The sequence below is a fragment of the Pantoea sp. LS15 genome, from assembly GCF_012241585.1.
In the GTDB taxonomy this organism is placed as follows: domain Bacteria; phylum Pseudomonadota; class Gammaproteobacteria; order Enterobacterales; family Enterobacteriaceae; genus Enterobacter.
Genome location: NZ_JAAVXA010000001.1, coordinates 706,555 through 733,321, shown reverse-complemented (window position 1 = coordinate 733,321; position 26,767 = coordinate 706,555). Strand labels below are relative to the sequence as shown.

General features: G+C 50.9%; 25 protein-coding genes. 12 read left to right on the top strand and 13 right to left on the bottom strand.

Annotated elements, in window-relative coordinates; translation table 11 throughout:
• Positions 1-41: 41 nt before the first annotated feature.
• On the top strand, positions 42-1,919 hold the full coding sequence (locus HED65_RS22515) for a tail fiber/spike domain-containing protein (protein ID WP_209313271.1): 1,878 nt from the start codon (positions 42-44) through the stop codon (positions 1,917-1,919).
• Between the two features lie 31 nt (positions 1,920-1,950).
• On the opposite strand, the gene HED65_RS03410 is transcribed toward HED65_RS22515, so the two are convergent.
• Complete coding sequence (locus tag HED65_RS03410; RefSeq protein ID WP_114977437.1) at positions 1,951-3,783, bottom strand: acyltransferase family protein; 1,833 nt, start codon at positions 3,781-3,783, stop codon at positions 1,951-1,953.
• Complete coding sequence (locus HED65_RS03405) at positions 3,784-4,896, bottom strand: acyltransferase family protein (RefSeq protein WP_114977436.1); 1,113 nt, start codon at positions 4,894-4,896, stop codon at positions 3,784-3,786.
• A 143-nt stretch (positions 4,897-5,039) separates the two neighbouring features.
• Between HED65_RS03405 and HED65_RS03400 the strand changes: the two genes are divergently transcribed.
• Positions 5,040-5,429 (top strand): HumD family translesion DNA polymerase, encoded by a 390-nt coding sequence (locus HED65_RS03400; protein WP_114977435.1) that lies wholly within the window; start codon positions 5,040-5,042, stop codon positions 5,427-5,429.
• A gap of 288 nt (positions 5,430-5,717) precedes the next feature.
• On the opposite strand, the gene HED65_RS03395 is transcribed toward HED65_RS03400, so the two are convergent.
• From HED65_RS03395 to HED65_RS03370, 6 genes are all read right to left on the bottom strand, one after another.
• Positions 5,718-5,912, bottom strand: a complete 195-nt coding sequence (locus HED65_RS03395) for a hypothetical protein (protein WP_008500541.1) — start codon at positions 5,910-5,912, stop codon at positions 5,718-5,720.
• 135 nt (positions 5,913-6,047) lie between these two features.
• A complete protein-coding gene (fnr, locus tag HED65_RS03390) occupies positions 6,048-6,800 on the bottom strand; it encodes a fumarate/nitrate reduction transcriptional regulator Fnr (protein WP_006174991.1) in 753 nt (250 codons plus the stop codon).
• 183 nt (positions 6,801-6,983) lie between these two features.
• Positions 6,984-7,499: a methylated-DNA--[protein]-cysteine S-methyltransferase gene (ogt, locus tag HED65_RS03385; RefSeq protein WP_114977434.1), complete on the bottom strand. Its 516-nt coding sequence runs from the start codon at positions 7,497-7,499 to the stop codon at positions 6,984-6,986.
• Positions 7,500-7,509: 10 nt separating this feature from the next.
• Entirely contained in the window at positions 7,510-9,036 is a 1,527-nt protein-coding gene (abgT, locus tag HED65_RS03380) for a p-aminobenzoyl-glutamate transporter (RefSeq protein ID WP_114977433.1), read from the bottom strand.
• 41 nt (positions 9,037-9,077) lie between these two features.
• Complete coding sequence (locus HED65_RS03375) at positions 9,078-10,523, bottom strand: M20 family metallopeptidase (RefSeq protein WP_114977432.1); 1,446 nt, start codon at positions 10,521-10,523, stop codon at positions 9,078-9,080.
• On the bottom strand, positions 10,523-11,833 hold the full coding sequence (locus tag HED65_RS03370; protein WP_114977431.1) for a M20 family metallo-hydrolase: 1,311 nt from the start codon (positions 11,831-11,833) through the stop codon (positions 10,523-10,525). Before HED65_RS03370 ends, HED65_RS03375 begins: the two co-directional genes overlap by 1 nt.
• Before the next feature lie 175 nt (positions 11,834-12,008).
• Between HED65_RS03370 and HED65_RS03365 the strand changes: the two genes are divergently transcribed.
• Both HED65_RS03365 and smrA read left to right on the top strand, forming a co-directional pair.
• The gene (locus HED65_RS03365; RefSeq protein ID WP_114977430.1) at positions 12,009-12,920 is read left to right on the top strand and encodes a LysR family transcriptional regulator; all 912 of its coding nucleotides are present in this window, start codon (positions 12,009-12,011) and stop codon (positions 12,918-12,920) included.
• 355 nt (positions 12,921-13,275) lie between these two features.
• Positions 13,276-13,839, top strand: coding sequence for a DNA endonuclease SmrA (gene smrA / locus HED65_RS03360; RefSeq protein WP_114977429.1), 564 nt, complete (start codon positions 13,276-13,278; stop codon positions 13,837-13,839).
• Positions 13,840-13,866: 27 nt separating this feature from the next.
• Here the strand turns inward: smrA and tcp are convergent, their stop codons facing one another.
• On the bottom strand, positions 13,867-15,528 hold the full coding sequence (gene tcp, locus HED65_RS03355) for a methyl-accepting chemotaxis citrate transducer (RefSeq protein WP_114977428.1): 1,662 nt from the start codon (positions 15,526-15,528) through the stop codon (positions 13,867-13,869).
• A gap of 144 nt (positions 15,529-15,672) precedes the next feature.
• Here tcp and HED65_RS03350 point away from each other — a divergent pair, with 144 nt between their 5' ends.
• From HED65_RS03350 to umuC, 4 genes are all read left to right on the top strand, one after another.
• Complete coding sequence (locus HED65_RS03350) at positions 15,673-16,539, top strand: aldo/keto reductase family oxidoreductase (protein WP_114977427.1); 867 nt, start codon at positions 15,673-15,675, stop codon at positions 16,537-16,539.
• A 138-nt stretch (positions 16,540-16,677) separates the two neighbouring features.
• Complete coding sequence (gene pdeG / locus HED65_RS03345; RefSeq protein WP_114977426.1) at positions 16,678-18,201, top strand: cyclic di-3',5'-guanosine monophosphate phosphodiesterase PdeG; 1,524 nt, start codon at positions 16,678-16,680, stop codon at positions 18,199-18,201.
• Between the two features lie 134 nt (positions 18,202-18,335).
• A complete protein-coding gene (umuD, locus tag HED65_RS03340; protein WP_114977425.1) occupies positions 18,336-18,770 on the top strand; it encodes a translesion error-prone DNA polymerase V autoproteolytic subunit in 435 nt (144 codons plus the stop codon).
• A complete protein-coding gene (umuC, locus tag HED65_RS03335; protein ID WP_114977424.1) occupies positions 18,754-20,016 on the top strand; it encodes a translesion error-prone DNA polymerase V subunit UmuC in 1,263 nt (420 codons plus the stop codon). Before umuD ends, umuC begins: the two co-directional genes overlap by 17 nt.
• A gap of 12 nt (positions 20,017-20,028) precedes the next feature.
• Here umuC and HED65_RS03330 read toward each other — a convergent pair whose 3' ends face one another.
• Positions 20,029-20,298 carry a hypothetical protein gene (locus tag HED65_RS03330; RefSeq protein ID WP_028017344.1) on the bottom strand — a complete coding sequence of 90 codons (270 nt, stop codon included), beginning with the start codon at positions 20,296-20,298 and terminating at the stop codon, positions 20,029-20,031.
• An 84-nt stretch (positions 20,299-20,382) separates the two neighbouring features.
• Positions 20,383-21,270, bottom strand: a complete 888-nt coding sequence (locus HED65_RS03325; protein ID WP_114977423.1) for a LysR family transcriptional regulator — start codon at positions 21,268-21,270, stop codon at positions 20,383-20,385.
• A 97-nt stretch (positions 21,271-21,367) separates the two neighbouring features.
• Between HED65_RS03325 and HED65_RS03320 the strand changes: the two genes are divergently transcribed.
• Both HED65_RS03320 and HED65_RS03315 read left to right on the top strand, forming a co-directional pair.
• Positions 21,368-22,423, top strand: coding sequence for an SDR family oxidoreductase (locus tag HED65_RS03320; RefSeq protein WP_114977422.1), 1,056 nt, complete (start codon positions 21,368-21,370; stop codon positions 22,421-22,423).
• 75 nt (positions 22,424-22,498) lie between these two features.
• Positions 22,499-22,840, top strand: a complete 342-nt coding sequence (locus HED65_RS03315; RefSeq protein WP_114977421.1) for a hypothetical protein — start codon at positions 22,499-22,501, stop codon at positions 22,838-22,840.
• Here the strand turns inward: HED65_RS03315 and HED65_RS03310 are convergent.
• Positions 22,830-24,335: an aminotransferase-like domain-containing protein gene (locus HED65_RS03310; protein ID WP_114977420.1), complete on the bottom strand. Its 1,506-nt coding sequence runs from the start codon at positions 24,333-24,335 to the stop codon at positions 22,830-22,832. The two genes, HED65_RS03315 and HED65_RS03310, sit on opposite strands and share 11 nt — an antisense overlap.
• 36 nt (positions 24,336-24,371) lie before the next feature.
• Here HED65_RS03310 and HED65_RS03305 point away from each other — a divergent pair, with 36 nt between their 5' ends.
• Positions 24,372-25,139, top strand: coding sequence for an arylamine N-acetyltransferase family protein (locus HED65_RS03305; protein WP_114977419.1), 768 nt, complete (start codon positions 24,372-24,374; stop codon positions 25,137-25,139).
• 69 nt (positions 25,140-25,208) lie between these two features.
• On the opposite strand, the gene yajD is transcribed toward HED65_RS03305, so the two are convergent.
• The gene (gene yajD / locus HED65_RS03300) at positions 25,209-25,556 is read right to left on the bottom strand and encodes an HNH nuclease YajD (RefSeq protein WP_006808895.1); all 348 of its coding nucleotides are present in this window, start codon (positions 25,554-25,556) and stop codon (positions 25,209-25,211) included.
• A gap of 178 nt (positions 25,557-25,734) precedes the next feature.
• Here yajD and HED65_RS03295 point away from each other — a divergent pair, with 178 nt between their 5' ends.
• Complete coding sequence (locus HED65_RS03295; protein WP_028017351.1) at positions 25,735-26,760, top strand: LLM class flavin-dependent oxidoreductase; 1,026 nt, start codon at positions 25,735-25,737, stop codon at positions 26,758-26,760.
• The last annotated feature ends 7 nt before the right edge of the window (positions 26,761-26,767 follow it).

The following is a 26,767-nucleotide window of genomic DNA, read 5'->3' as shown; positions in this document are numbered from 1 at the left end:
CCTAACCCGGCCACTGAGCCGGGTTTTTTTATGGAATAAATATGGCTACTACACCAACTAACCTGCCAGTACCGAGCGAATCTCCGTTCGATTTCAAATTCAACATAGGAAAAATCGACGAGGTTGTTACCTCGCTGGTTAACACTTATGTTGACCGGTTCGGGAATGAGCATTACACCATCGAAGGCCTGAGGTGGCTTGCGCAGCAGGCGATTGCCCAGTATGGATGGATCCCAGTAGGCACATTCCAGGCTGGTGCAACTTTAACGCTGCCAAATCAGATTCTAAAAGACACAACAGACGGCGAATACTACCGTTGGGATGGTTCATTTCTTCCATCAGGTAAGGTTGTGCCGAACGGATCTACTCCTGGTTCAACTGGTGGTGTAGGCGTTGGTGCATGGCTCAGTGTTGGAGATTCAACCCTCAGAAGCATGCTGGCAAGCTCAGTAGGTGCTGCGGCTATTGGTTCTGCATCTGGCGCAACGGCACAGGATTATTTTACTGCTGCCGATTTAAACACTGTTACAGCACTTATGGCTTCAAGCCTTGCAACCCAAATCAAGGTAGTGCGCACATCTGGTTACTACGATATTTTTGGTAAGCGCGATATCTGGGTGCGATCTGCCGAAACGGCAACTCCAAGCCAGACACCGCTTCAACTTAATAAGCTTGCGGTCTCTGATGCTACTGGGGCGGTTTGGTATCTGGATATTTCCTCTGGGCATATCTACATCGACTCAATAGGCGCAAGAGGTGATGGAACTACGGATTGTTGGTATCATCTTGAACTTTGCTTTAAAAATGCAGAACAAGGAACAAATCGTGTAGTTAAGGGTTACAAAACAGCATATTACTTTTCAAAGCCAATCCTGCTTAAATCAGGTCGACATCTTGAATTTGACGCTAAATTTGGTCTGGATATAACATACGGTGGCCAGTTGTTATCAGAAACTGATGCTCCGGCTGCGGCAACACCTACCGGCGTTGGCTTTACGTCTACTTTCTCTGATAAGCAGGCTCAGGTTGTAGTTGCTCATTCTGCTAATAAATATGCAAACTATTGGTCTATTAAGAATTGCTATATTAAAAATGCAGATAGTGCATCCTCTGCATATGGTATATATTGTCCGTTCGCTAATAACTTTGAAATTGAAAGTGTGTGGTCTAAAGGTGGTATGGTAGGATTTGATGGGCGAAATATATATGCTTATTCATTTGTTTCTACTTATTTTGAACCGCCAAGCGGAGTTATGGGAACTGTAGGCATAAACGTAACACCAATTCAAAACGGATTGGGTTCTGGAACATCAGGAACGTTTGTACGAGTCGGTATCACAAATTATAACTTCTCGTGGTACATGAATGAAATGAACTATACAACTGCAACGAGTTGCTATAGCGAAGGAAGCCTGACAAGGCATGCATTCTCATTAAGTCGTTGTAACGGTATTAACTTTAATACTTATGGTATTGAGAATCTCACTGCTGTATCAGGTGATGGGCGGATAGCAGTGATAGTAGATAGCCAGGTATCGTTTAACGGACTTCAGGCGTCATTTAATATTAACCTGTCAGGGGCTACAGCAATATCAGTAACTGGTAACTCTCAGGTTACAATTAATGATTTGTTTATCGCAGCAGTTGGAACTGCATACTCTACTCTTGTTACTGATAATACTTCAAGAGTTCGTATGTATGGCTTCAAATACACAGGCCCAGCACCGACAGGTAATGTTATTGGCCTTCAAACAGTCATCTACGCAGACTATGGAAGGACTGAATGTGCAGCATTTCCTGGGGCTTGGAATGGTGGTTTAGTTCGTGTTGGTGCTGTTAGAATTTGGGATGATGGTAGCAAACTAATGTGGAAGCGCGGAACAGATCCATCATCAAATACGGATGGTACACCGTTATAAGATGGGGCGGGTGGTAAAGCCACCCGCTTCTTTATAGAGACTTGCTTAAATAGTTTATAACTTTAGAAGCACCAAAAATTGATAAGTGAGCACCATCTGTGTAAACAGGCTCTGAATCCGTAATGATTGCACATGATTTCCCTGAACATAATGCATCATTTGCGTCAATAAAATGCACATTATGGTAGTCTTTAAGGCCAGACCTTAATGCTTCATTTACTGGCACAACAACTCTGGATTGTGTCACTTGACAGTTTGAAACTAGTTTGTACCCTGGCAAACTGCTTCCTGCAAGACAGCTAAACCCATCTATGTTAGTGCCCTGTGGTTTGCCGATAATGAAATACCTCCTTTCACTTCCACCATCAGCAATAATCCTCTTAACTTGTGATAGAATTATTTTGTTATATTCATCTTTTGTTATGGTTTCAGGTGAGCTGGCTCCCTTTTTAATTAATAACCCCTCATAGCCATCCCATTTACTTGCCAATATAAGGCTTGCTTTTTTGTTGGAATTCATTAAATCTTTAAGCTTTCTGTACTCTCCAGAACATCCAGTATCTTCTCTATTGCCAATGAAAACTGAGTAATCAGGAAACACCAGGCATGCATGATCGAAAAGTGCAGCGGTTGCAATTCCCCTAGTATCAAATTCTTTGGCATATTGCAGTCCAAAGCTATCGCCGCTGACAATTGTGCTGATTTCACGATTTGAGGAGTTTAATAAAAATACCTCATTTGCAGGGTAACCTGCGCCACCATAATATTTCTCGTGAAATTCCTTTTTAGTTAATCTGTACTGCTCAGGAACCCTGTCAGCATATCCATTATTGGCAATGATTAATACAGATATGCCACATGCGCACATGTACGCAAGTTTATTATATTTTGATTTAATGCTTCCACTGCATAATATGTTAAGCACAAAAGAAATTAGCGTTACATAGGTTATAAAAGAAAAAATAGATATCTCTATATTGAGTTTGCGCAATAATACAAGCATAGGCCAGTGCACAAGGTACATTTCATAAGAAATTGTTCCAATGAACTGAGATACCTTATTATCCAAAATAAAGTTACTTTTAGATGAATAGATAATAAAACTAGCCCCAAGAACTGGAAGTAAAGCCATTTCACCAGGCCAAGGCGTCTGTTTCGTTACAACAAGAAGACCAATCGCTATTAAACAAAACCCAACGTAAAGGCTTAGAGTCTTAAGCTTTACTCTGCAAGGAGGTAAAACATAAACTACACCTCCGGCAAGCATGGCCCATGCTCTTGTAGGGAACATGAAATATGTAAATTCAGGAAGATTATAAGTACCATATAACGATAGTGTAAAAGACAAAATGAATGACAGCAGGATCAATATTTTGGCATGTCTAATCCCAAGGTGCCTGCAAATTACAAGTAAAATAAGTGGGTATATAATATAAAACTGCCACTCTACTGATAGAGACCATGTATGAAGAAGAAAGTTATTAATTGATGAGTCATCGAAGTACCCAGATCTTGAAAGATATAAGAAATTAGATACAAAGAGTATGCTGGATAGCACATCATTCGATAAATCGTAAAACTCGGATGGCCTGACAAACAACCATCCCAACACTAATACAGCAAGACATGTAACAGTGAGAGATGGTATTATGCGTTTAGCTCGTGATATATAAAATCCTTGTAGGCTGAATGAAGATTTTTCAATTCTTCCAAGGATTATTTTTGTCATTAGGTAACCAGAGATGACAAAGAAAACGTCAACACCAGAGAACCCTCCAGTCAGAATATTGTTATTGAAGTGAAAAAGTAACACAGAGATAACAGCAATGGCTCTCATGCCGTTAATGTCTTTTCTAAATTCCATTTACAGTGCACTCCCTTTAAATGCATTTAAATGTCTTGACTTTATTGCTATATCGACCTTTCTGCCAATGGCAAGGAAAGGCTTCTCTATTCCGTAATGAATTATAAGTGTTGATATAAAGGTAAGTGATATTGAAATTGCAAAAGTTTCAATGCCCCGAGAAGTGAACCAAAAATCAGGGTTATAAGTATTAAGAATATCTTTTACAAGATAGTGAGAGATATAAAGTGAAAATGATATATCTCCAAGGAAAATTAGAACTCTTGAATTTGATATTTTCTTGCTCTTTTCATAGCAGAGACAACCGAGTACTAATATAACAGACCAGAAGCCAAACCCTTGCAGCCCAAATCCAGCGTTAATATTTAAAAGATAAAGGTATAAAAAAACTACAGAGCATGCAGAAAAAACAAGAATGGCATGATGTTTTTGCAACTGTATTTTAGAGTTTCTCCACATGCCATAAAATGCCATACCAACAATGAATTCTATCATCATTGGAGAAGAGGCAAATCTTAAGTAGTCATGCATTACTAACCCTGATGGCATTACAGCGCTAGCATCACCTGACAGGCTTACACTCCCATTGAACCACAGTTGTACAGCAGCCATAGGTAAAGCTATCAATAATGAAGCAAGTACACAGCGATATTTATGAGAGAAAGACATAGAAATCAGAAATATAGAGTAAAAATATATCTCATATGTCAATGTCCATGCTGGACCAAGGATGTTATACCCAAATGAAGGTGAAACTTGGTTGTAATCCTTATGTATAAGAAGTGCAGACCTTGCTAGTGATGAAAGTGAGTTATTGCTATAAACGGTAAGCGATCCTATCAGGAAAACAAAAATGAAAGCAGGGTATATTCTAAAGAACCTTTTAGACATAAAACTCAGTATTCCTGAGTTGCGTTCAGTAGACATTGCGATAATAAAACCACTAATTATGAAAAACAGGTCAACTCCAAAAGCACCGCTGCCAAACAAAATGTTACCAAGATTTGGTGCATAAGGTAACGCATTGAGTGGTGCGCGAAAGTGAAATCCAACAACCATCAATGCAGCTATGCCTCGAAGGTAATGAATTGATTGAATTTTATGATTGTTCATTATCAGACCATGGTTAGGTGACTAAAATCATCGTAACAACATACATTTAGATAGGTTTCCAATAATAGCACTATATCTTTACTTGATCGACTACGGTAATAGATAATGCTGTATATGCATACAGTAATTATCGGAGGTGCATTATGGGGTTTCCATCGCCAGCAGCAGACTACGTTGAAGAACGCATATCACTCGACAAGCGCATCATCACCAGGCCAGCGGCTACGTACTTCATGCGATCCGGTGCGACGCATTATAGAGAGGGCATACTTAATGGTGCTCTTCTCGTCGTAGATGCATCACTTTCTCCATGTGACGGATCATTGCTGGTATGTACGGATGAAGGCGAGTTCAGGATTAAGCGGTACAGGACACACCCGCAACCGCATCTGGAAAATCTGGAGAACGGTAAGCGGGAGAGGTTGCCTGATAAGAACGAAGCATCGGACACATCGCGTCCTGTGTTTGGGGTGATCACGTACATCATCAATGATGCGCGTTCGGGCGAGTTCGATGATTGTCCGGCGATGTAAGAAGAGGTGCGCACCTGAAGTCTTACAAACGGATCGGTGGCGATTATGCTCATGAGGAAGTAATGCGTAAAGCGGCGTGTTGCGAAACTGGAAGTAGCTACGCAAAAGATGAGGATTTTGGGGGCGGATTTGGGGGCGGTTTACTCTTGGGGGCTAATATGGGGGCGACAAATTAACCGATATACTCCGACATTATCCTTATGCTGTAGGGGATATGTCTTTGATATTCATCTAAGTTATTGAGTGTGCGGAAATTATGATTTGCACTCAATAATTCATGAAAAATTATCAGAGGAAAAGAACGGTCGTCGTCACCGCAATAAACGCAATAAATAGCAACACCATCACTGCTATTGCAAAGGTCGTGGAATCCTGAACGTAGGTTTTTTCCTCCCCCTTCATCGGGCCGACAAGCATGATCCAGATGAAGATAAAGGTCACTGAGGCAATCACGACTGAAACGAAAAATAAACTTTCTCTCAATTCATAACCTCAACGAGAACCTTTCGGGCGCTGTGTGGGGACGTGCTACGGTGAAAATGTCAGATGACGGAAGTGTTAATATGCCAGACCAATAAATCAAGAAAATTTATCGGCCTGGCAATATACATATGGGCTTTATGCCACGTTGCGGGCGTGCCCGGCAAGAACGGCCAGTGCTTCACCGTTTTCGATTGTGATGTATTTACCTTTAACGGCCAGCATACCGCTTTTCTGGAAACGGCCCAGCAGACGGCTGATGGTTTCCACGGTCAGACCCAGGTAGTTGCCGATATCGCCACGCGTCATGGTCAGACGGAATTCACGCGGAGAGAAACCACGTTCAGCGAAGCGACGGGAGAGGTTGTAGATAAACGCAGCCAGGCGTTCTTCTGCATTCTTTTTGGAAAGCAGCAGGATCATATCCTGATCGCCTTTGATCTCACCGCTCATCAGACGCATCATCTGCTGACGCAGATTAGGCATTTTTCCGGACAGGTCATCCAGAGTTTCAAACGGGATTTCGCAAACCATAGAGGTTTCGAGTGCCTGAGCAAAGCTCGGGTGGTGGCCAGTGCCGATGGCATCAAAGCCAACCAGATCACCCGCCAGATGGAAGCCGGTGATCTGCTCATCACCCTGTTCGGTGATGGTGTAGCTCTTGATGGTGCCAGAACGGATAGCATAGAGCGATTTCAGTTCGTCTCCCGCTTTAAACAGCGTCTGCCCTTTCTGAATAGGCTTTTTGCGCTCGATGATATTATCAAGCTGATCAAGTTCATGCTCATTCAGGGTAAACGGGATACAGAGCTGGCTGATGCTGCAATCCTGGCAATGGATAGCACAACCGCCAGACTGAATGCGTCGTATAATTCGCTTTTCCGGGATCATAGGTTTGCTCAAGCCTTAATTGATATTGGTCAATTTTAACATCTTTTTGGTAAGTACGTAAGCCTGACAAACCATCAATAAGGACAAGTGACGGCAACGTGTTGCCATCTTCTTGAAATTCCACAGCTTGATTATGGAATTTTAGCCTAACCGGTAGAAAATTAAGCACAAAAAGCCTGGGATCTACAGCAGAAGATACCCTTCGTGACGCAGTAACCACTCCTTGCGCTGTACGCCTCCGGCATAGCCCGTCATGGTGCCGTTGCGCCCAATCACCCGATGGCAGGGCACCACGATGCTGACCGGGTTGGAGCCATTCGCGGCACCTACTGCGCGTGCCGCTCCGGCACGGCCTAACTGCTCCGCGAGCTGGCCGTAATGCATCACCTGACCGCACGGGATAGTCCGCAGCGCCTGCCACACTTCGCGCTGGAAAGGTGTTCCGGCTGTGGCGGTGGGTAGGGTGTCGATGATGCTGAGATCGCCCTCAAAGTACGCCGCAAGCTTGTCGCTTAGCCCACCAGGATTGGTGGCACTGATACGTTCATACCCCTGTGAGCGGTAATGAATATTGAGCAGCTCTTCCATGCGATCGCTGTGCTCTTCCCACTCAACGGCACGCAGACAAAACTGCTCGTCCGCGATCACCCACAGCGGCCCAAGCGGCGTCGCAATCTTATCTTCGAGTAATCTCAGCATCCTCATTCCTTTAGTTCAGCCTCGGGTAGATCCCCGGTCCAATCGGCAGGCCGACAAGATACCACGCCACCAGCATGACCAGCCATACTCCTAAAAAGATAAGTGGGTAGGGCAAAACCAGCGAATAGTAGGTACCCAGTTTGGCTTCCGGTTTATAGCGCTGCAGGAAACCTAAAAACAGCGGAACAAATGGCGAAACCGGTGCCAGCGGGATGACGGAGGAGTCAGCGATACGGAACAGGATCTGGGCAAATGCCGGGTGGAATCCCAGCATCATAAACATCGGCACGAAGATCGGCGCCAGAATTGACCAGATGGCCGATCCGCTGGCGATGAACATGCAGAGCAGGGATGACAGTAGCGCCAGACCGACAAACGCCGGGACGCCGCTTAACCCGGCGGCTTCCAGCGCGTCGGTCAGTCCGACGGCCATAAATTTGCCCATGTTGCTCCAGTTAAACATGGCGACGAACTGAGCCAGCGGGAAGACCATCACAATAAAGCCCGCCATCTCTTTCATCGGCTCGATCATCAACTGCGGCAGATCGGCCTGGCGGCGAATTTTACCGGTGGCGATGCCATACGCGAGCGACACGACAAAGAAGAACAGAATAATCAGTGGCACAATGCCCTGAATAAACGGTGAGGGAAGGACGGTATGTTTAACCGGATCGCGCAGAATACCGTTTTCCGGTACCACCATCAGTGCCACCAGGGCGAGAAAAGCCAGTGACACAATCCCGGCCACGCGCAGACCAAAACGCTGCTCTTTACTCAGTGTCTCCAGCTTTTCATCGCTGCGACCTTCCCATTTTCCCAGACGCGGTTCGATGATCTTATCGGTTATCAGCCCGCCGACGATAGTCAGGACCACCACGGAGCTGGCCATAAAGTACCAGTTGTCGATGACGCTGACGTGCATCGCCGTGTCGATAGTTTTCGCCGCCTCCGTACTAATGCCCGAGAGCAGGACGTCGGTGGTAACAATCAGCAGATTGGCGGTAAAACCGCACCCGACACCCGCAATCGCCGACAGCAGACCCGCTACAGGGTGACGTCCGACCGCGAGGAAAATCAGTGCGCCCATGGGTGGCATAATGACCAGTGCAGCATCGGAAGAGATGTGGCTGAAGAAGGCGATAAACAGCACCATATAGCTGGCGTAACGTGCGCTGACGTGAGATGCCATTTTCACCATCAGGGCTGGTAACAGTCCCACACGTTCCGCGAGCCCTGCACCCAAAACCAGCGCCAGAATGGCACCCAGCGGGGCGAAACCGCTGAAGTTTTTAATCACATTGGGTAAAAACCAGTGTAACCCTTCCACGCTGAGCAGGTTTTTCACCTCCACCAGGCTGCCATCAGCCGGACTTCGTACGCTGACGTCGAAGGCGGAGAGCACAGCAGTGGCGACCATCAAAACCACGATCAACCAGATAAAAAGCAGGAAAGGGTGTGGCACTTTATTGCCGATCCTTTCAACCCAGCCATAGAGCTTACCGGATGGGGAATGCGAAGGTATGGATGACATACTCATGGGCGTTCCTCGGGACTGTTGTGTTGTTGTGTTGTGTTTTTTTATTTTAAAGGTGACGGTGTCACGCCTTGTGGGATCGGACACACGTACGGTCTTTCTGCTATCTGCTGTTCAAACTCTTCCCGGCATTTTTTCAGCAGTTCTGCATCCTGCAGCAGATTGAGCGCGGTAGCTCCCATCACTTTTCCGGCCAGCAGCATGCCTTTATGGGCAATGGAGGTGCGACCCTGAGCGACCAGTTGCCAGGTATGCAGCGGCGTACCGACGGTAAAACAGGGACTGAAACACTGTGCAACGGGCATTTTCCAGCTGACATCCCCCACATCAGTTGAACCCGCCAGCACGTTGTCAGTAATGGCATACGGTGCGACGTCGTCCACCAGCAGTGTCTCCTGATGACGACGGGCAAAGGCTTTTCCCGCGTCGCCACCTGTTGCGGCAATGTTTTTCAGGCTGTTCTGCAGATCGTTGGGCGTCAGCGTAGCGCGGATCTCGCGGGCAAAATCGCGCTCTTCGGTGGTCCATTCGGGCGTGCCGTAGTGCTGCATCGCGCGATACATTGCCGCCTCGAGTGTGCGGTTTGGCAGGTAGCTGGAGCAGGCTTTATCAAAGCGACACTCGACGGTGGTTTCGGTCATCATTGCTGCGCCCTGGGCGATTTTCCCGATGCGTTCATAGATTTGTTGTGCGTCGGCCATCTCCGGAGCGCGGATCAGGTACAACACTTCGGCTTGCGCCTGCACCACGTTAGGTGAAATGCCCCCGGTGTCAGTAATGGCGTAATGGACGCGCGCTTTCTCGATGATGTGTTCGTTAAGGAAGTTGGTGCCGGTGGTCATTAACGTCACGGCATCCAGCGCGCTGCGTCCAAGATGGGGGGAGTTGGCTGCATGCGCCGCCACACCGTGAAAACGCCAGGCGGCCTGAATATTGGCCAGCGTACTGACGTTAAACATGCCAGCAAACGCTTCCGGGTGCCAGGTGACGGCGGCATCGACGTCATCAAACAGACCTTCACGCACCATAAAGGTTTTTCCGGAACCGCCTTCTTCACCGGGGCAGCCGTAAAAACGCACTGTTCCGCTACCACCGTGTTGTTCCAGCCAGCTTTTTACCGCCATTGCCCCCGCAAATGCGGCGGTACCTAAGAGATTATGCCCGCAGCCGTGGCCGTTAGCTCCCGGCGTGGCGGATTGCGCCGTTGCACAGTGCGCTTGCTGGCTTAAGCCGGCCAGCGCGTCGTATTCGCCCAGCAGAGCGATAACCGGTTTCCCGCTGCCGAAGCTGGCGATAAAGGCATTCGGAATGCCACCCGCTTCACGGGTTAGCGTGAAGCCTTCGGCCTCCAGAGCACTGGCGAGCCGTTCAGCTGACCAAAACTCTTCAAAACGCGTTTCGGGATGATCCCAAATCTCGTCGGCAATATCGGTTAACATCCGACATCGCGTGTCGATCACATCGGCAATAAAAGCGTAGTTCTCCTGCATCACACACCTCGTGTCCACGGGAAATTGAGCGCAGTTCGCGCCAGCGTTTCGATGGCAACAGCCATTATCTGCTCATCAAAGTCGAATTTTTCGTTGTGATGTCCGGCGCTCAAATCCGTGCCAAACACCATATACGACGCCATACCGCCGTTCTGTTGCACGCGGGCCATCATCAGCGTGGCGTCTTCGGAACCTGCCGGGGCTTTAACGTTATCAATGGCGTGCACTACGCCGGACACGTTGCCAGCCTGCTCACGCAGGTAATCAACCCAGGCGGGGGTGGGGGCGCTGGAGGTGGCGGCTCCCATCAGGCGTATCTCCGCCGTCACGCCATAGAGTGCCGCCGCGCCGGTAATGACTGACTGCGCACGTTCAAAGACATACTGATTAATGGCTTCGCTTTCACCGCGTGTTTCAACCTTGATCAGCGCATTGGCGGGCACCACGTTGCGTCCGCTGCCCGCCTGCATTACCCCGACGTTCACCCGGGATGCGCCTTCGCTGTGCGGTGCAATGCTGTGCAAGGCGATGGCGGCTTGCGCCGCTGCGAGCAGAGCGTTACGCCCATCCTCCGGTTTACCGCCTGCGTGTGCGGCAACGCCGGTAAAGTTCACGTCGAACTTGGTCGTCGCCATAAAGTTATCGCTGCCGCAGACAACCGTACCGGCAGGCACGCCAGTACCAATATGGATGGCCGTGAAATAGTCCACGTCGTCCAGCGCTCCGGCAGCGACCATGGCGCGTGCGCCGCGCGTCCCTTCTTCGGCAGGCTGGAAGATCAGCTTGATGGTGCCGTTCAGCCGGGCTTCATTCTGCTTAAGCACCTGTGCCAGTCCCAGACCAATGGTGGTATGGCCGTCGTGCGCGCAGGCGTGCATCATCCCTGGATTGCAGGAGGCAAATCCGTCTTGGTACGGGCGATGACTTTCGTCGAGCGCTTCGCTTAAATCAAGCGCATCCATGTCCACGCGAAACGCCAGGGTCGGTCCTGGGCGGCCAGTATTCAGGGTCGCCACAATCCCGGTAAATCCGCCTTCAAACGGCGCGAGCCATTTCTCAGGCGCGCCTTGTGCTCGGGCGCGGTCAAACTCCCGCGTCAGGGTAGTGTCATCAGGTAGCCCCATACGGCTTTCGGCATCCACCACATCGCGGCCCATCGCCAGTTCGTAACCCAGCGAATCTAGGATTTCCGCGACCTTCGCGGCGGTACGAAACTCCACCCAGCCGGATTCCGCAAAATGGTGAAAATCGCGACGCCATGCCCTCAACTGCGGCGTTAATGTCTGGATGTACTGCGCCAGTGTGTCCATATCTGTTCCTGTCATCATTAAAATATGTGAACTGCTTCACGCTGTGATAGTTTTTACTTATCACTAACCGATTTTTCACAGTTTTAACCGTTCAGGAATTACCCTCGCACATCCCTTTCTATTAAAGTAGATGACAGTTTCTTTACTCTGATAAACAACGGTTATCGGTTGGGCTATGTCATTTCAGATTAAATTTCATCAAATCCGGGCGTTTGTTGAAGTCGCGCGCCAGGGCAGTATTCGTGGTGCCAGTAGGGCGCTCAATCTGTCACAACCGGCGCTGACCAAATCCATCAAAGAGCTGGAAGAGGGCATGGCGGCGCAGCTTTTTGTGCGCAGGAGTAAGGGCGTGGCGTTGACCGAGTGTGGTGAAGGTTTTTACCAGCGCGCCAGGCTGATTCTGGAAGAGTTACGTGCGGCGCAGGATGATATTCGCCAGCGGCAGGGGGAACTGGCCGGGCAGATCAACATCGGGATGGGGGCCAGTGTTTCACGTAGCCTCATGCCTGCCGTGATCACCCGTTTTCATGCGCAGCATCCGCAGGTCAAAGTAAGGATTATGGAAGGGCAACTGGTGTCGATGATCAATGAATTACGCCAGGGGGAGCTGGACTTTACCATCAACACCTATTATCAGGGACCTTACGATCATGAATTTACATTTGAAAAGCTGTTCGAAAAATCGTTTGCGGTATTTTGCCGGAAAGGGCATCCGGCGACAGGGGCAACCTCTATCAATGAACTTCTGCATTATAACTGGACGATGCCAACGCCACGAGGAAGTTATTATAAGCAATTAGAAGATGTGTTTAACCATCGCTCGCAAATACCGCGGATTGGTGTTGTCTGTGAAACGTTTACTTCCTGTATTAGCCTTGTCGCGCAAAGTGATTTTCTAAGTATATTGCCACAGGAACTGGGTTGTGACCCGCTGCTGGCGCACCGTCTGGTCATGCTCCCGGTTGTCGAGTCGCTTCCAAAAGCGGCATATTATTTAATTCAGCGCCGTGATTCACGCCAGACTCCACTTGCCGAATCGTTAATAACGCAATTCAGAAGAGAAGCGAGAAAAATAGTCGTAGAGTGAAGTTTATATAATAAAAAACAGGGTCTGCCCGACATCAGGCAGACCCTACAGTACACACAGCAGTGCGTCCTTTCGCAGATCCTGAGTGTTATATCCATGGGGCAGGTTAATTTAGTTATAACACCTTTCCTGAAAATTGAAAGCTGGGTGAGTGATTGATTTCACGAATTTTTAACACAAATCACTTATTTTATTTTTGCTAAAACTTTAGTTAAGTGTGATTTAAATTTGTGGGTTTATTATTATCTCTATTCATCAGGTTAATATTTATACCGTTCATCGCGGTATAACGGTTATTGAGGCCCCTGTCTGGCACAGGTATAGTACAGTCCTCAGATGTAGCCGGAGGATATCCATGAACCCTGACGACAAATCCTTTTTTCTTGACGCCATGGAGGATGTCCAGCCCCTGAAGCGCAGCCCGGATATTCACTGGCAGCCAAGCCGCAATACGCGGTCTCGCCAGGAGATGGATACCGAACAGCTGGATAACTTCCTGACCCTGGGCTTTCTGGAACTTCTGCCCCTTGAAGAGGCGCTGGCGTTCCAGCGCGAAGGGGTACAGCAGGGCGTTATTGATAAGTTGCGCTCGGGTAAATATGCCCGTCAGGCCAGCTTAAATCTCTTACGTCAGCCTGCCGAACGCTGCCGTCAGATGCTGTATTCTTTTATTCGCCAGGCCGGACGTGACGGGTTACGCAATCTGATTATCATTCATGGGAAAGGGCGCGAGCAGAACTCCCATCCTAATGTGGTGCGCAGCTATCTGGCGCGCTGGTTAACCGAGTTTGAGGAAGTGCAGGCTTTCTGCGTGGCGCTGCCGCATCACGGCGGCAGCGGGGCATGTTATGTTTCGCTGCGAAAATCCGATGAAGCGAAACAGGAAAACTGGGAGCGGCACGCCAAGCGCAGCCGCTAGCGGGCGATAGCCTCGCCCGCCATAGACTTAGAACGTTTCCCAGTTGCTGTCGGTAGAGGCGGTTGTCGTTGCCGGACGCAGCAACTGCGGTGTCTTCACATTGGCCGGGCGTGGGGCTGCGGCTGTTTCTTTGCCGTTCAGACGAAACGCCGCCACTGCCTGGCGCAGCTGTTCAGACTGATCTTCCAGTGCCGCCGCCGCCGTGGCGGACTCCTGTACCAGCGCGGCGTTTTGCTGTGTCACGCTGTCCATCTGCGAAACGGCCAGGCTCACCTGTTCGATACCACGGCTCTGTTCATCGGATGCCGATGAAATCTCACCCATAATATCGGTCACGCGGGTAACGGCAGCGACAATCTCTTTCATGGTGGTGCCTGCTTCACTAACCTGCTCAGAACCGGTATTCACCCGGCTGACGGAGTTTTCGATAAGCCCTTTGATCTCTTTCGCCGCCTGCGCACTGCGGCTCGCCAGCGTACGGACTTCGCCTGCCACCACCGCAAAGCCACGACCCTGCTCCCCGGCGCGTGCGGCTTCCACCGCTGCGTTAAGCGCCAGGATGTTCGTCTGGAACGCGATGCTGTCAATCACGCCGGTAATGTGTGCAATCTGCTGCGAACTGTCGGCAATTTCGGTCATGGTGCGAACCACGTTATCCACCACATGACCGCCGCGGGCTGCCGTTTCAGAGGCGTTTTTCGCCAGCAGTGTAGCCTGACGAGCGTTATCGGAGTTCTGTTTAACCGTTGCGGTCAGCTCTTCCATGCTGGCGGCGGTCTCTTCGAGCGAGGCGGCCTGCTGTTCGGTGCGGGCGGAGAGATCGTTGCTTCCTGCGGCAATTTCACCTGCACCGGTGTAGATGGAGTCAGTGCTCCCACGTACGGCACTGACGGTGGTCACCAGCGACTGCTGCATTTCCTGAAGACCTGCGGCCAGTTGACCCATCTCATTGCGACCCGTGATGACGATATCCTGCGTCAGATCGCCCCCCGCAATCGCGCGAATATGGTTCATAATGGTGTTGAGGGGTTTTAACAGCAGATGTTGTAAACCTTGCCAGATCACCACCAGTACCGCGATAACAGCCAGCAAAATAGCCGCCAGCGTCCATTGCATCTGGGTAAAGCTGCTCTGATTCTCTTCCGTTGCGGCCTTCAGCAGGGTGTTGTTTTCGGCACGCCAGCGGTTATAGACCGCTTCCATATCGTCCTGAGCCTGTTGAGCGTCCAGATCGCCATAGGCCTGGTAGTTATCGGCACGCAGGTACTCAATCGACAAACGCATCACTTCGTGCATCTGGTTCCAGGACTTCTGCATCTCGTCGGTTAATGCCGCATCCTGACCGTTAACCTGCGGCAATTTCTGCCACTCTTTGTTGTAGGCCTCGGCTTTTGCCAGCGAGTCGCTTGCGGTGCCAAGCAGTTTGTTTATCGCCGCAAGGGAAGCCGGGTCACGCTGGTTTTTCAGGTAGCGGATCGCCACGCGGGTGACGGTGACACGGGTTTTCACCAGCGTGTTCACGCTGTCGCTCAGACTCTCCTGTTGGGCATTGAGCACCCCGGAGTTCTGGAAGTTATGGCGATCGTTGCTGACAGCAGAGTAGAACAACCCTCCCGTGACAACTTGCAACAGACAGAATATGGTGAGGGCAAAGATAATACCGGTAATCACGTGCAGATTTTTCAGCATAGCGGTCGTCCGTTAGAGAAGATGCAGGGGTACTCCAATACTATCGTCGTAGAGAATTTAAACTTTAATTTAACTCGCGCTTAACCAAGGGTTCTCTCAGGGAACCTGTTGTAAATCCGGATCATTTTTATGAGGCAGTCAAACATGAGCAGCATTGATAAAAGCGGGACGTACGCGCTCGGGACGCGGACGGTTAAACGACTGGGCTATGGCGCGATGCAGCTTGCCGGGCCGGGCGTATTTGGCCCACCGAAGGACAAAAACACCGCGCTGGAGGTGCTACGTGAAGCCGTCGCGGCGGGGGTGAACCACATTGATACCAGTGATTTTTATGGCCCTCATATTACCAATCAGCTGATCCGCGAAGCACTTCATCCTTACCGGGACGACCTGACTATCGTCACCAAAATCGGTGCCCGTCGCGACAACAAGGGGGCCTGGCTACCCGCTTTTTCCGCGCAGGAACTGACTCAGGCGGTACATGACAACCTGCGTAATCTGCAGCTTGACGTGCTGGACGTGGTGAATTTGCGAATTATGTTTAGCACCCACGGGCCTGCGGAAGGGTCGATTGCAGAACCGCTTTCCACCCTGGCAGAGTTACAACAGCAAGGTCTGGTACGCCATATTGGTCTGAGCAATGTGACGGCCACTCAGGTTGCGGAAGCGCAGAAAATGGTGCCGGTGGTGTGCGTGCAGAACATGTACAACATTGTGAACCGGGGGGACGACGCGCTGGTGGATGGGCTGGCACAGCAGGGTATTGCGTATGTGCCGTTCTTCCCGCTGGGAGGCTTTACGCCTCTGCAATCTTCCGGGCTACAAGCCGTTGCTGATTCACTGGGGGCAACGGCAATGCAAGTAGCGCTGGCATGGTTGCTGCAACGTTCCCCGAACATCTTGCTGATCCCCGGAACCTCTTCCGTGGCCCATCTGCGGCAAAACCTCGCGGCGGGGGAACTGCACTTATCGCCTGAAGTCGTGAAAACGCTAAATTCGCTGGTGGACTAAACCTGATTTAAGCAAAACCCGGAAAACTTCCGGGTTTTGTTTGCAACATCCTGAGATTGGTCTCTTTTTTCAGTGGTTATTTTTAATGTTGTCGACCATGCTCTTTGTACTGATAACGCTAAGTATAAAGAGACGGCAATGCGCAATGTCTTTATTCCTGTCATAACAGCAGTGGCTATTTTTATTGTTGGCGTTTTTATCCTCAATATACAGCTCTGGTATTCAGCTCGGGTTGATAGCTCGTCGGGAGCCAGATACGCCGTTAACCATATCAATGCCATTCTTGATGAAGCACGGGTTGCAGCCAGAACCGCGACGGAAATTATTGCGAAGGGATGCGATGCAGAAGGGCAGTATCAACTTGGCACGGAGGCCGCTTTACAACCCCATCTCAGAACCATTGTCATCCTCAGAAAGGGGCAACCCTGGTGTTCATCTCTGCCGGGAAATCGTATTTTATTATTGAATATTAATAATATACATTTTTCTGAACTACTGCTCACTCCGGCGAGCGATACGGTAAATGGACGACCTGTTTTGTTATTTCAGACCCACTTTGCCACGAACCGTATCATGGTTAGCGTGAGCGATAGCCATATTCGTGATGCCCTGAGCACACCGTTAAAGCATGTCAATTACGCGTTAGTGGTGGGCGGTTACGCCCTTGATGCTTCCGGCAATTTCACCATCATTCATCGCCAGGAAACGCAGGCCGGGCAGGTCCGGTCGGGAAATTATCCCTATAGCGTCAGATATAATCTTCCTCCTCTGTTTAGCGTACAAAGGCTGATCGAACAGGGGGCGGGCATCATGCTGTTTTTACTGCTGATGTCCGCTACTGCCGCTTACGTTTTGTATAAGTATCTGAACAAAAACACGCTACCTGAAGAGTCACTTCGTACCGCTATTGCCCGAGGAGAAATCGTTCCGTTTTACCAGCCTGTAGTGAATGGCAGGGAAGGCACGTTGCGGGGCGTAGAGGTGCTGGCAAGATGGAAACATCCGCAGGCGGGTTATATTTCTCCGGCCACATTCATTCCCATTGCCGAAAAATCGGGGTTGATTGTTCCGCTGACGCAGAGCCTGATGGCGCAGGTGGCGACACAAATGAACGCGATTTCCACGAAATTACCGGAAGGGTTTCACGTCGGGTTGAATTTCAGTGCTTCCCATATTGCGATGCCGACCTTCCTGGATGAGTGCCTGAAGTACAAGGATAGTTTCGTCAGAAAAGATCTGAACCTGGTGATCGAAGTGACGGAGCGGGAACCGCTGGATATTGATGAGAACCTTGTCCAGACCCTGAATGTGCTCCATGACAAAGGGTTCGCCATTGCACTGGATGATTTCGGTACCGGCTATTCCGGACTCTCTTATCTTCATGACCTGCATATTGATTATATCAAAATTGACCAGAGCTTCGTCAGCCGGGTTAACGAGCACGCGGACTCAACCCGCATCCTTGATTGTGTGCTGGATCTGGCGCGTAAACTCTCCATCAGCATTGTAGCGGAAGGCGTAGAGACGAAGGCACAGTTAGACTACCTCAATCGTAATCACATCGTCTTTCAGCAGGGGTACTACTTTTTTAAACCGGTTCCTTTTACCAGGCTTATCCAAATTTTGTTGTCGAAGCCGAAGGTGAAAGTGGTGGTGGAGTAATCTGCAGACGCTGCTGCTGAATTAAATCCGCTCAAACTTCAATGCGTTTGGGATCGTCTGCGGAAATGACCTTGATCCTGGGTCAGTATCCGTAATACTGTATGTATATACAGTGTGTGGCGAGAAAGGCATTTATGAGCACTCTCTTTTCTTATCATCCAAATCAATACATTGAATTACCTTTATTTTTGGAGCGTGTTGCCTGTGGTTTCCCAAGCCCTGCGCAGGATTATGTGGAGGATCGTCTCGATCTCAACAGACTGGCGGTCAGACACCCGAGTGCAACCTATTTCGTCAAGGTGAGCGGAGACTCGATGATTGGCGTCGGGATCGGCGACGGCGATCTGCTGGTGGTTGATCGCTCGTTAAATGCTGAACATGGCGATATTGTGGTGGCGTCGGTCGCCGGTGAATTTACCGTGAAGGAGTTGCAGACCCGTCCGGTCCTGAGACTCCTGCCACATAATGTCCGCTATCAGCCGATTACCTTTCAGTCCGAAGAGGAGCTGCAAATCTTCGGTGTCGTCACCCACACGCTCAAAACGCATAAACATGTTCGCGCTGGTTGATGTAAATAGTTTCTATGCCTCTTGTGAGAAGGTGTTCCGTCCCGATCTGGAGGGGAAGCCCATCGTAGTGGTTTCGAATAACGACGGCTGCATTATTTCACTGTCGCGGGAGGCAAAGCAGCTCGGTATAAAAATGGGTGAGCCCTATTTCAAATTCAAAGAGAAGAGCTACCCCTCCCGGGTATACGTCTTTAGTTCGAATTATGCACTCTATGCCGATCTCAGCAGCCGGGTAATGCAAACCCTGACCGATCTTGCCCCGGCAATAGAGATCTATTCCATTGATGAAGCGTTCGTGAATGTGTCAGGTGTCAGCCACTGCATGTCGCTGGAAGCATTTGGTCGTCAGATGCGCGCGCAGATACTTAAAAATACGGGCTTAACTGTGGGCGTCGGTATTGCTCCGACAAAAACGCTGGCGAAGCTGGCCAACTATGCGGCCAAGCGGTGGTCGGGCACTGGCGGTGTGGTCGATTTATCGGATCGCGAGCGGCAGCGCAAACTGCTGGCGAATGTACCGGTAGACGAGGTGTGGGGCGTTGGACGGCGCATCACGAAAAAACTCAATGCAATGGGGATCTCCACGGCACTGGCGCTGGCAGATGCCTCATCCTGGGTCATTCGTAAACATTTTAACGTGGTACTGGAGCGCACGGTGCGAGAGCTTCGCGGCGAACCCTGCCTTGACCTGGAAGAGTTTACACCCACAAAGCAGCAAATTATCTGTAGCCGTTCGTTTGGACACCGGATTACGCAATACGAAGAGATGCATCAGGCCATTTGCGCCTACGCGGAACGTGCAGCAGAAAAACTACGCGGCGAGCATCAATATTGCCGCTTTATCAGCGTGTTTGTGCGCACCAGCCCCCATGCCGACAACGAAATTTATTACGGAAATCAGGCTTCGACCATCCTGATGACGCCGACCAATGACTCACGCGATATCATCCGGGCTGCCACGGAGGCGCTGGGGCGTATATGGCTTGACGGGTATCGCTACATGAAAGCGGGGGTCATGCTGGCGGACTTTTTCAGTACGGGTGTCGCCCAGCTTAATTTGTTTGACGATAACCGTCTGCGCACCAACAGTGCGGCACTGATGGAGATGATCGACAGTGTCAATCACTCCGGCAAAGGGAAGATATGGTTTGCCGGACAGGGGATTGAGAAATCCTGGGCGATGAAACGCGAGATGCTGTCTCCGGCTTATACCACGCGGTACGCGGATTTGCCGGTGGCGAGGTAGAGAACTCCTGCGTTATTTCTTTTGCGTCAACCAGGTTGCCGCCGCCGTCAGCACGCCGATCAACGGCATTTGGCCCGCACCTGCCAGGAAGTTATGGCGATCGATGTCATTATTTTTATGGATATCAGCAAAGCGGGTAAGCGCCGTTTTTTCATCCGCAGCGCTGATCTCCTCAAACTGCTTTTCAAACCCCTGTGCGGTCAGCTGAGAAGCTGCGTCGATGTTTGCGCTCTCGATCGCAACGAGATCCGGGCCTTTCCTGAAGAAACTGTAATCGGGCATATGTGCTCCATAAAGAAGAGGGTACGGTGAAAATACTCTATTCCTTATGGTCAAAAAGTGCACGTGATTTGCGGGGGGGAATGTTCAGTTTTTCTTCATGATCTCAGGCAGTAATTGCTCAATCACGCTGACGACACGTCGGACGCGCTGTGGAATAAAGCGGGCATCAGGGAAAACGGCATAGAGGAATCGGTCGGGTAACCGCCAGGCGGGTAAGATCGGTACCAGTGTGCCATTTTGCAACGCGCTGGCCGCAAGCGGTAGCTGCATGCCTCCGATACCGATGCCTGACTCCAGCGCCTGTAATAGCGCGTCGCTAGTATTGGCGCGAAAAACGGTATTCACCTTCACGTCGAGGGTTTCTTCCTGAGAAAGCAGCCGCAATGGGGCATCCAGCGGGATACCACTAAATCGTACATGTGGCAGCGTCGCCAGCTCGCTGACGCTGTGCACCGCCTGAAATTCGGGGGCGGCAAACAGCGCGGTTTCAACACGTGCCAGCACGCGAGCCGCATGCGCCAGAGGAGGCTCACTGCTTAGTCGTATTGCGACATCTACCCCTTCTGTCACCAGGTCGGCAATGCGGTCATCAAGGGAAAGCATCAGGTGCAATTCTGGATGCAGGCGTTGCAGCGAAAGCAAATGTGGCAAAAAGATCTGGCCCAGCCCGCTCGGCAACTGGACATGCACTCTCCCCTGAAATTGCTGATCGACAGGATCCAGCCGCATCTCAGCTTCCCGCATGGCATCCAGCACAAGCTGCATATCACGGCTGTAACGCTCTCCCTGTTCAGTCAACTTCATTGTTCGCGTTGTACGATGCAGCAACACGACACCAAGCTCTTGTTCAAGGGCGGCAATCTGCTGGCTGACTGCAGATTGCTTCATCCCGCTCTGGCGGGCGGCGGCAGAAAAGGAACCTGCTTTTGCAACGCTGAGAAAGGTGGAAATGGCGTTGAGTTTATTATTCATTTAATGATTTTTCTGATAAGTGCCATCGATTTAAGGGGGTATCAAATAAAAAAATAATATATGACACTGCGCCTGTCACCCTTTCTGGAGAAACTTCATGAATAAGATGCCGCAACAAAACATCGCTCTGGTCGCTGGTGCCAGCGGAATTGTGGGCAGACAGCTCGTCAAAACGCTCCTGCATAATAAATGGCAGGTGATCGGTCTTAGTCGCCATGCAGCGACCCATCCGGATGCTATTCCGATGGTGAACGTCGATTTACTGGATGCGCAGAACAGCGCAGAGGTACTGCAACCCCTGAGTGATATCACCCATATTTTTTACAGCGCCTGGGCGAACGCAGCTAACTGGACAGACATGGTCGAGCCGAACGTTACGATGCTGCGTCATCTGGTCAGTCATATCGAAAAAACAGCACCTCTGCAGACGGTCAGCCTGATGCAGGGATACAAAGTCTATGGTGCACATCTGGGGCCGTTCAAAACCCCGGCACGCGAAAGCGATCCTGGCGTACCGGGTGCAGAATTTAACGCCGCTCAGCTTACGTGGCTCAGCGATTTTCAGCGCGGGAAAAGCTGGCACTGGAATGCCATCAGACCAGGCGTGGTGGGAAGTACCGTGCCCGGCAACACGATGAATCTGGCGCTGAGCATCGCTCTGTATGCGTCTTTGTGTAAGGCTCAGGGGCTACCTTTGCGCTTTCCCGGTACCGAGCAGACCTGGCACAGTATCGTTGATCATACCGACGCCGGGTTGCTGGCAGAGGCAACGCTGTGGGCTGCCACGACATCTGCGGCGCAGAATCAGGCTTTCAACGTGAATAACGGTGATATCTGGCGCTGGAGTGAGCTATGGCCACGCATCGCACGCTGGTTTGAACTGGAATCTGCTCCGCCAGTGAGGTTGTCATTTCATCAGCTGTTTAAGGACTATCGTGAGGTATGGCGCGAGCTTGCCAGAGATCGGCTGGTAGAAACGGATATTTTGCAGCTGAATGACGGACATTTTGCCGATTTCGTCTTTAGCTGGAATTACGACATGTTCGGTGATGGCAGCAAGCTTCGGCGGTCTGGCTTCACGCGAATGCAGGCAACCGATGAGATGTTTTTCAACCTGTTCGCGCAGCTGAGAGCGGCACGTATTATTCCCTGACTGTAAGGGGTGTTGTCAGTCACGATCGGCGCGTTATACTCACGCGCTGATAATAAGCTATGGCAGGGCAGGGATATGCACGAGAGTCTAAAAAAGATATCTGCCAACCCCTCCATTTTTGGTGGGAATGCAGGTAAAACGTGGTTTTATGATGACCAGTTTTTGTATGAAGTTAAAAACAACACCACCACCCATAAGATTGCATTGGCTAATATCATTAAAATCGAGCCGGGGAGTACTGAGATAAATAGCAGACGGCTCTGGTCTGTTATTTACCGTGACGGTGCTAATGAAAAGCAGGTGCAATTTTATAACAATCTTACTCTCTGGAACCGTAACTTTACGACTTTTCTGGCAGCGGTAAAAAGTGCCAATCCTGAAGCGGTCATTAAAGAACGCTTATTCTTCAATTTGTGAAATTATCTCTGGCAGCCAGCTCGTGACACAACGCGCCAATCTGTTCCACGGCATTCAGCAGGCGGGGCGTTGGTTCGTTTGCGCAGTTTAGCCGCAGAAAGTGCGTTAATTCTGCGCCAGGGGAAAACAGCGGGCCAGGGCTGACGCCTATGCCCATCGCCAGCGCGCGACGATGCACCTCCAGCGCGTTGATCTGCTCAGGAAGCTCTACCCACAACAGGAAACCGGCAGTGGGCACGTTAACACGTGTACCCGGTGGGAAACTTGCCTCGACTCGCGCTACGACGGCGTCTATTCCCTCTGCGATCCGGCGCTTTAGCCGTCGCAGATGACGATCGTAGTCGCCACTTGCGAGGATCTCGCTCGTTGCGGCTTCCAGCATTGGCGCACCTGCCCACTCTCCGGCCATACGCGTCTGCAATACCTGCACGTGGTAGCGCCCGGCGGCAATCCAGCCGATCCGCCAGCCTGGCGCAAGCGTTTTAGACAGTGAACTGCAGTAAATCACGTTTCCGCTCTGGTCGAACGCTTTGCAGGCCGGAGGGCGTTGCCCTTCGCCAACGAGGTCACCATAGACATCGTCTTCAATTAAAGGGATCTCTGCCTGCTCAAGCAGAGCAACAAGCTCTTGCTTGCGTGCAACGGGCATACTGGCACCCAAAGGGTTTTGCACGGTGGGTGAGGCCAAAACGGCAGCGGGGCGGTGGCAGCGAATGGCGTCAGCCAGCGGTTCCAGTAACAGGCCTTCAACGGGATCGGTCGGGATCGCTAAGGCTTTCAGGCCTAAATCTTCCAGCAGCAGGAGTGTACCAAAGTAGGCAGGCTGCTCAATCGCTACGATATCACCTGGCTGGCACACTGCCTGAAGGGCAAGGCGCAGCGCCTGCGTTGCACCCGCGGTGATGATGAGGTCATCCGCGCCGAAACGAGCTCCCCATTGCGCAGAACGCGCGGCAATCTTACTTCGTAAATCACGCCTTCCCGGAGGCAGGCTATAGCTTTGTCCGTGTGCGTCCAGACGGCGGACGGCAGAGTGCAACGCCCGTTGCAGCATATCGCCGGGTAGCCATGCGGGGTCAGGCAGGGCTGCGCCCAACGGTATCAGACGGGCTTCTGCACTGCTGAACAGCGAGCGGGCCACGGCGGACATCGTCACAGGGACCGGGCCTGGTACGGAGTGCGAAGGTTCCGTACGCGGAGTGATACTGGTCTGGCAGATGAAGTAGCCCGAACGTGGACGCGCCACTATCAGCCCCTCTGCTTCAAGACAACGAAGGGCTTCCAGCGCCGTCGGAAGGCTAACGTGCTCGCGTTCGGCCAGTTTACGCGCGGAGATCATCCGGTCACCGACCCGCAACGCACCTGAAGTCAGTGTTAGACGGAGCATCTCAGCTATTCGGCGGTAATGTGGGGACGACGGAGATGGGGCAGACATGGGCATCTGTTCAGGCTGATTTTCGATAAAACTGACTATACAGCCAATGATGCGCGCCATCTATAGTGTCCGACATGTTCAGGACAAGGAGGCATTATGCAGAGCAATAATTTCAACATCTCTACTTATTTCAAACGCATAAACTACACCGGACCGGTGGCTGCTGATACGGCCACGTTGCATGCACTTATGCGCCATCAGCTATTTTCAGTTCCCTTTGAAAATCTGGACGTGCAGGCGGGCAAAATTGTCTCGCTGGCACCAGACGATATTGCCGATAAGGTGTTAACCCAGGGACGCGGCGGTTACTGCTATGAGGTGAACGGGCTTTTTGCCATGGCGCTGGAGGCGGTAGGTATTCCTTACCGTTTCGTGGCGGCACGCCCGATGTTCTACCCTGCGCGACGGCCGAAAACCCATATGGCGCTCATCGCTGAGGTAGATAGTCGACAGTGGCTTTGCGATCTCGGATTCGGTAGCTACGGCATCCGTGCACCGATGGCACTGGACACGCTTGATGTCGATATTATGCAGGATTTCGACACGTTTCGGCTTAGCCGTAGCGCTGAGGGCGAATATCTGCTTCAGGCAAAAGTGGAGGGAGAATGGGCCCGTCAATACGGCTTTGATCTCACGCCTCAGGAATGGATTGATTTCGTTCCGGCCAACTACCTTAACTCCACGCATCCGGATGCCATCTTTGTTCAGAAGCTGGTTGTGGTGCAGCATCGCCCGGAAGGACGTGAGATTTTACTGGGCGATGTGCTGAAGACGATCACTACGGATGGGGTTGAAATACAGCAACTGGCGGAGGGAGAAATCTCCCGTATGCTGAAAGACCGTTTTGCGCTGACGACGGCGTAAAACAGGAGGGCAGTCTGCTGTCACTCTGCCCCGTGAATCGCCCATACAGCTGGTATGGGCGGTGCGAGCTTATTTCTTCTTATTCATCATCGCTTTTAAATCGGCAAACGGGTTAAACGTGGCGACGCCCACGTCTTTTTGCGCGTCTTCCCCTGCAACCACGGTGGTACCGTACTGATCCGCTTCGGTGTATTTCGAGTGTTCATGGTCATGGCAAAACAGGCACAACAGTTCCCAGTTGCTGCCATCTTCCGGGTTGTTGGTATGGTCGTGATCGATATGGTGAACCGTGAGTTCACGCAGATTGGAATAAACAAACTCTCGCGAACAGCGTCCACACACCCATGGATAGATTTTTAATGCTTTTTCGCGGTAGCCGCTTTCCAGTCGCGCGTAATTTTTAGGGATCAAAGCCATTGCCGGTTTTACCTGCCATGAAAAGAGAGGGGGATATTATATCCCATTATGGAGCGTAATGACGAACCCCTCAATTCAGTCAATTTATTTGAATCATTCCGTTAAATAAACGGCATTTATTCTCACCGGGTAATGCGTAAAGTAGGTGAGATGCAAAGTCCCATCAGGATAAATCGTTATGAAAAAGATCGGGTTTCTGTCGTTTGGTCACTGGACACCTTCACCGCAGTCCGGCACGCGTTCAGCAGCGGATACATTGCTTCAGTCCATTGATTTGGCCGTGGCGGCCGAAGAGCTGGGTGCAGACGGCGCGTATTTCCGTGTGCACCACTTTGCCCGGCAGCTTAGCTCCCCGTTCCCCCTGCTGGCCGCAATAGGCGCCAAAACGAAAACCATTGAAATCGGTACTGGCGTTATTGATATGCGCTATGAAAACCCGATGTACATGGCGGAGGATGCCGGCGCAGCGGATCTGATCTCTGGGGGACGTTTGCAGCTGGGTATCAGCCGGGGTTCCCCGGAGCAGGTTATTGATGGCTGGCGTCATTTTGGCTATGTCCCGCAGGAAGGGGAAAACGAATCTGATATGGCACGCCGCCATACCGAGGTACTGCTCGAGGTATTGCGTGGAGAAGGTTTTGCAAAACCGAATCCACAACCTATGTTCCCGAACCCGCCGGGGTTGCTGCGCCTTGAACCTTATTCCGCCGGTTTGCGCGAGCGTATCTGGTGGGGCGCCGGTTCGAATGCGACGGCAGTGTGGGCGGCAAAACTGGGAATGAACCTGCAAAGTTCTACCTTAAAAGACGATGAAACCGGTGAACCGTTCCATATTCAGCAGGCAAAACAGATCCGCGCGTACCGTCAGGCGTGGGCGGAAGCGGGGCATACGCGTCAGCCACGAGTCTCGGTGAGCCGCAGTATTTTTGCGCTGATGGACGATCGCGATCGGATGTACTTCGGCTCCAGCCGGAGCGACAGCGATAGCGTCGGTTATCTTGATGAGAAAACGCGTGCGATCTTCGGACGCAGCTATGCCGCAGAGCCTGACAAGCTGATTGAACAGTTGAAAAAGGACGACGCGATTGCCGAAGCCGATACGTTATTATTGACCGTACCGAATCAACTTGGTGTGGATTACAATGCGCATGTGATTGAGTCCATTCTCAAACATGTCGCACCGGCAATGGGCTGGCGCGAGTAGCCATTCT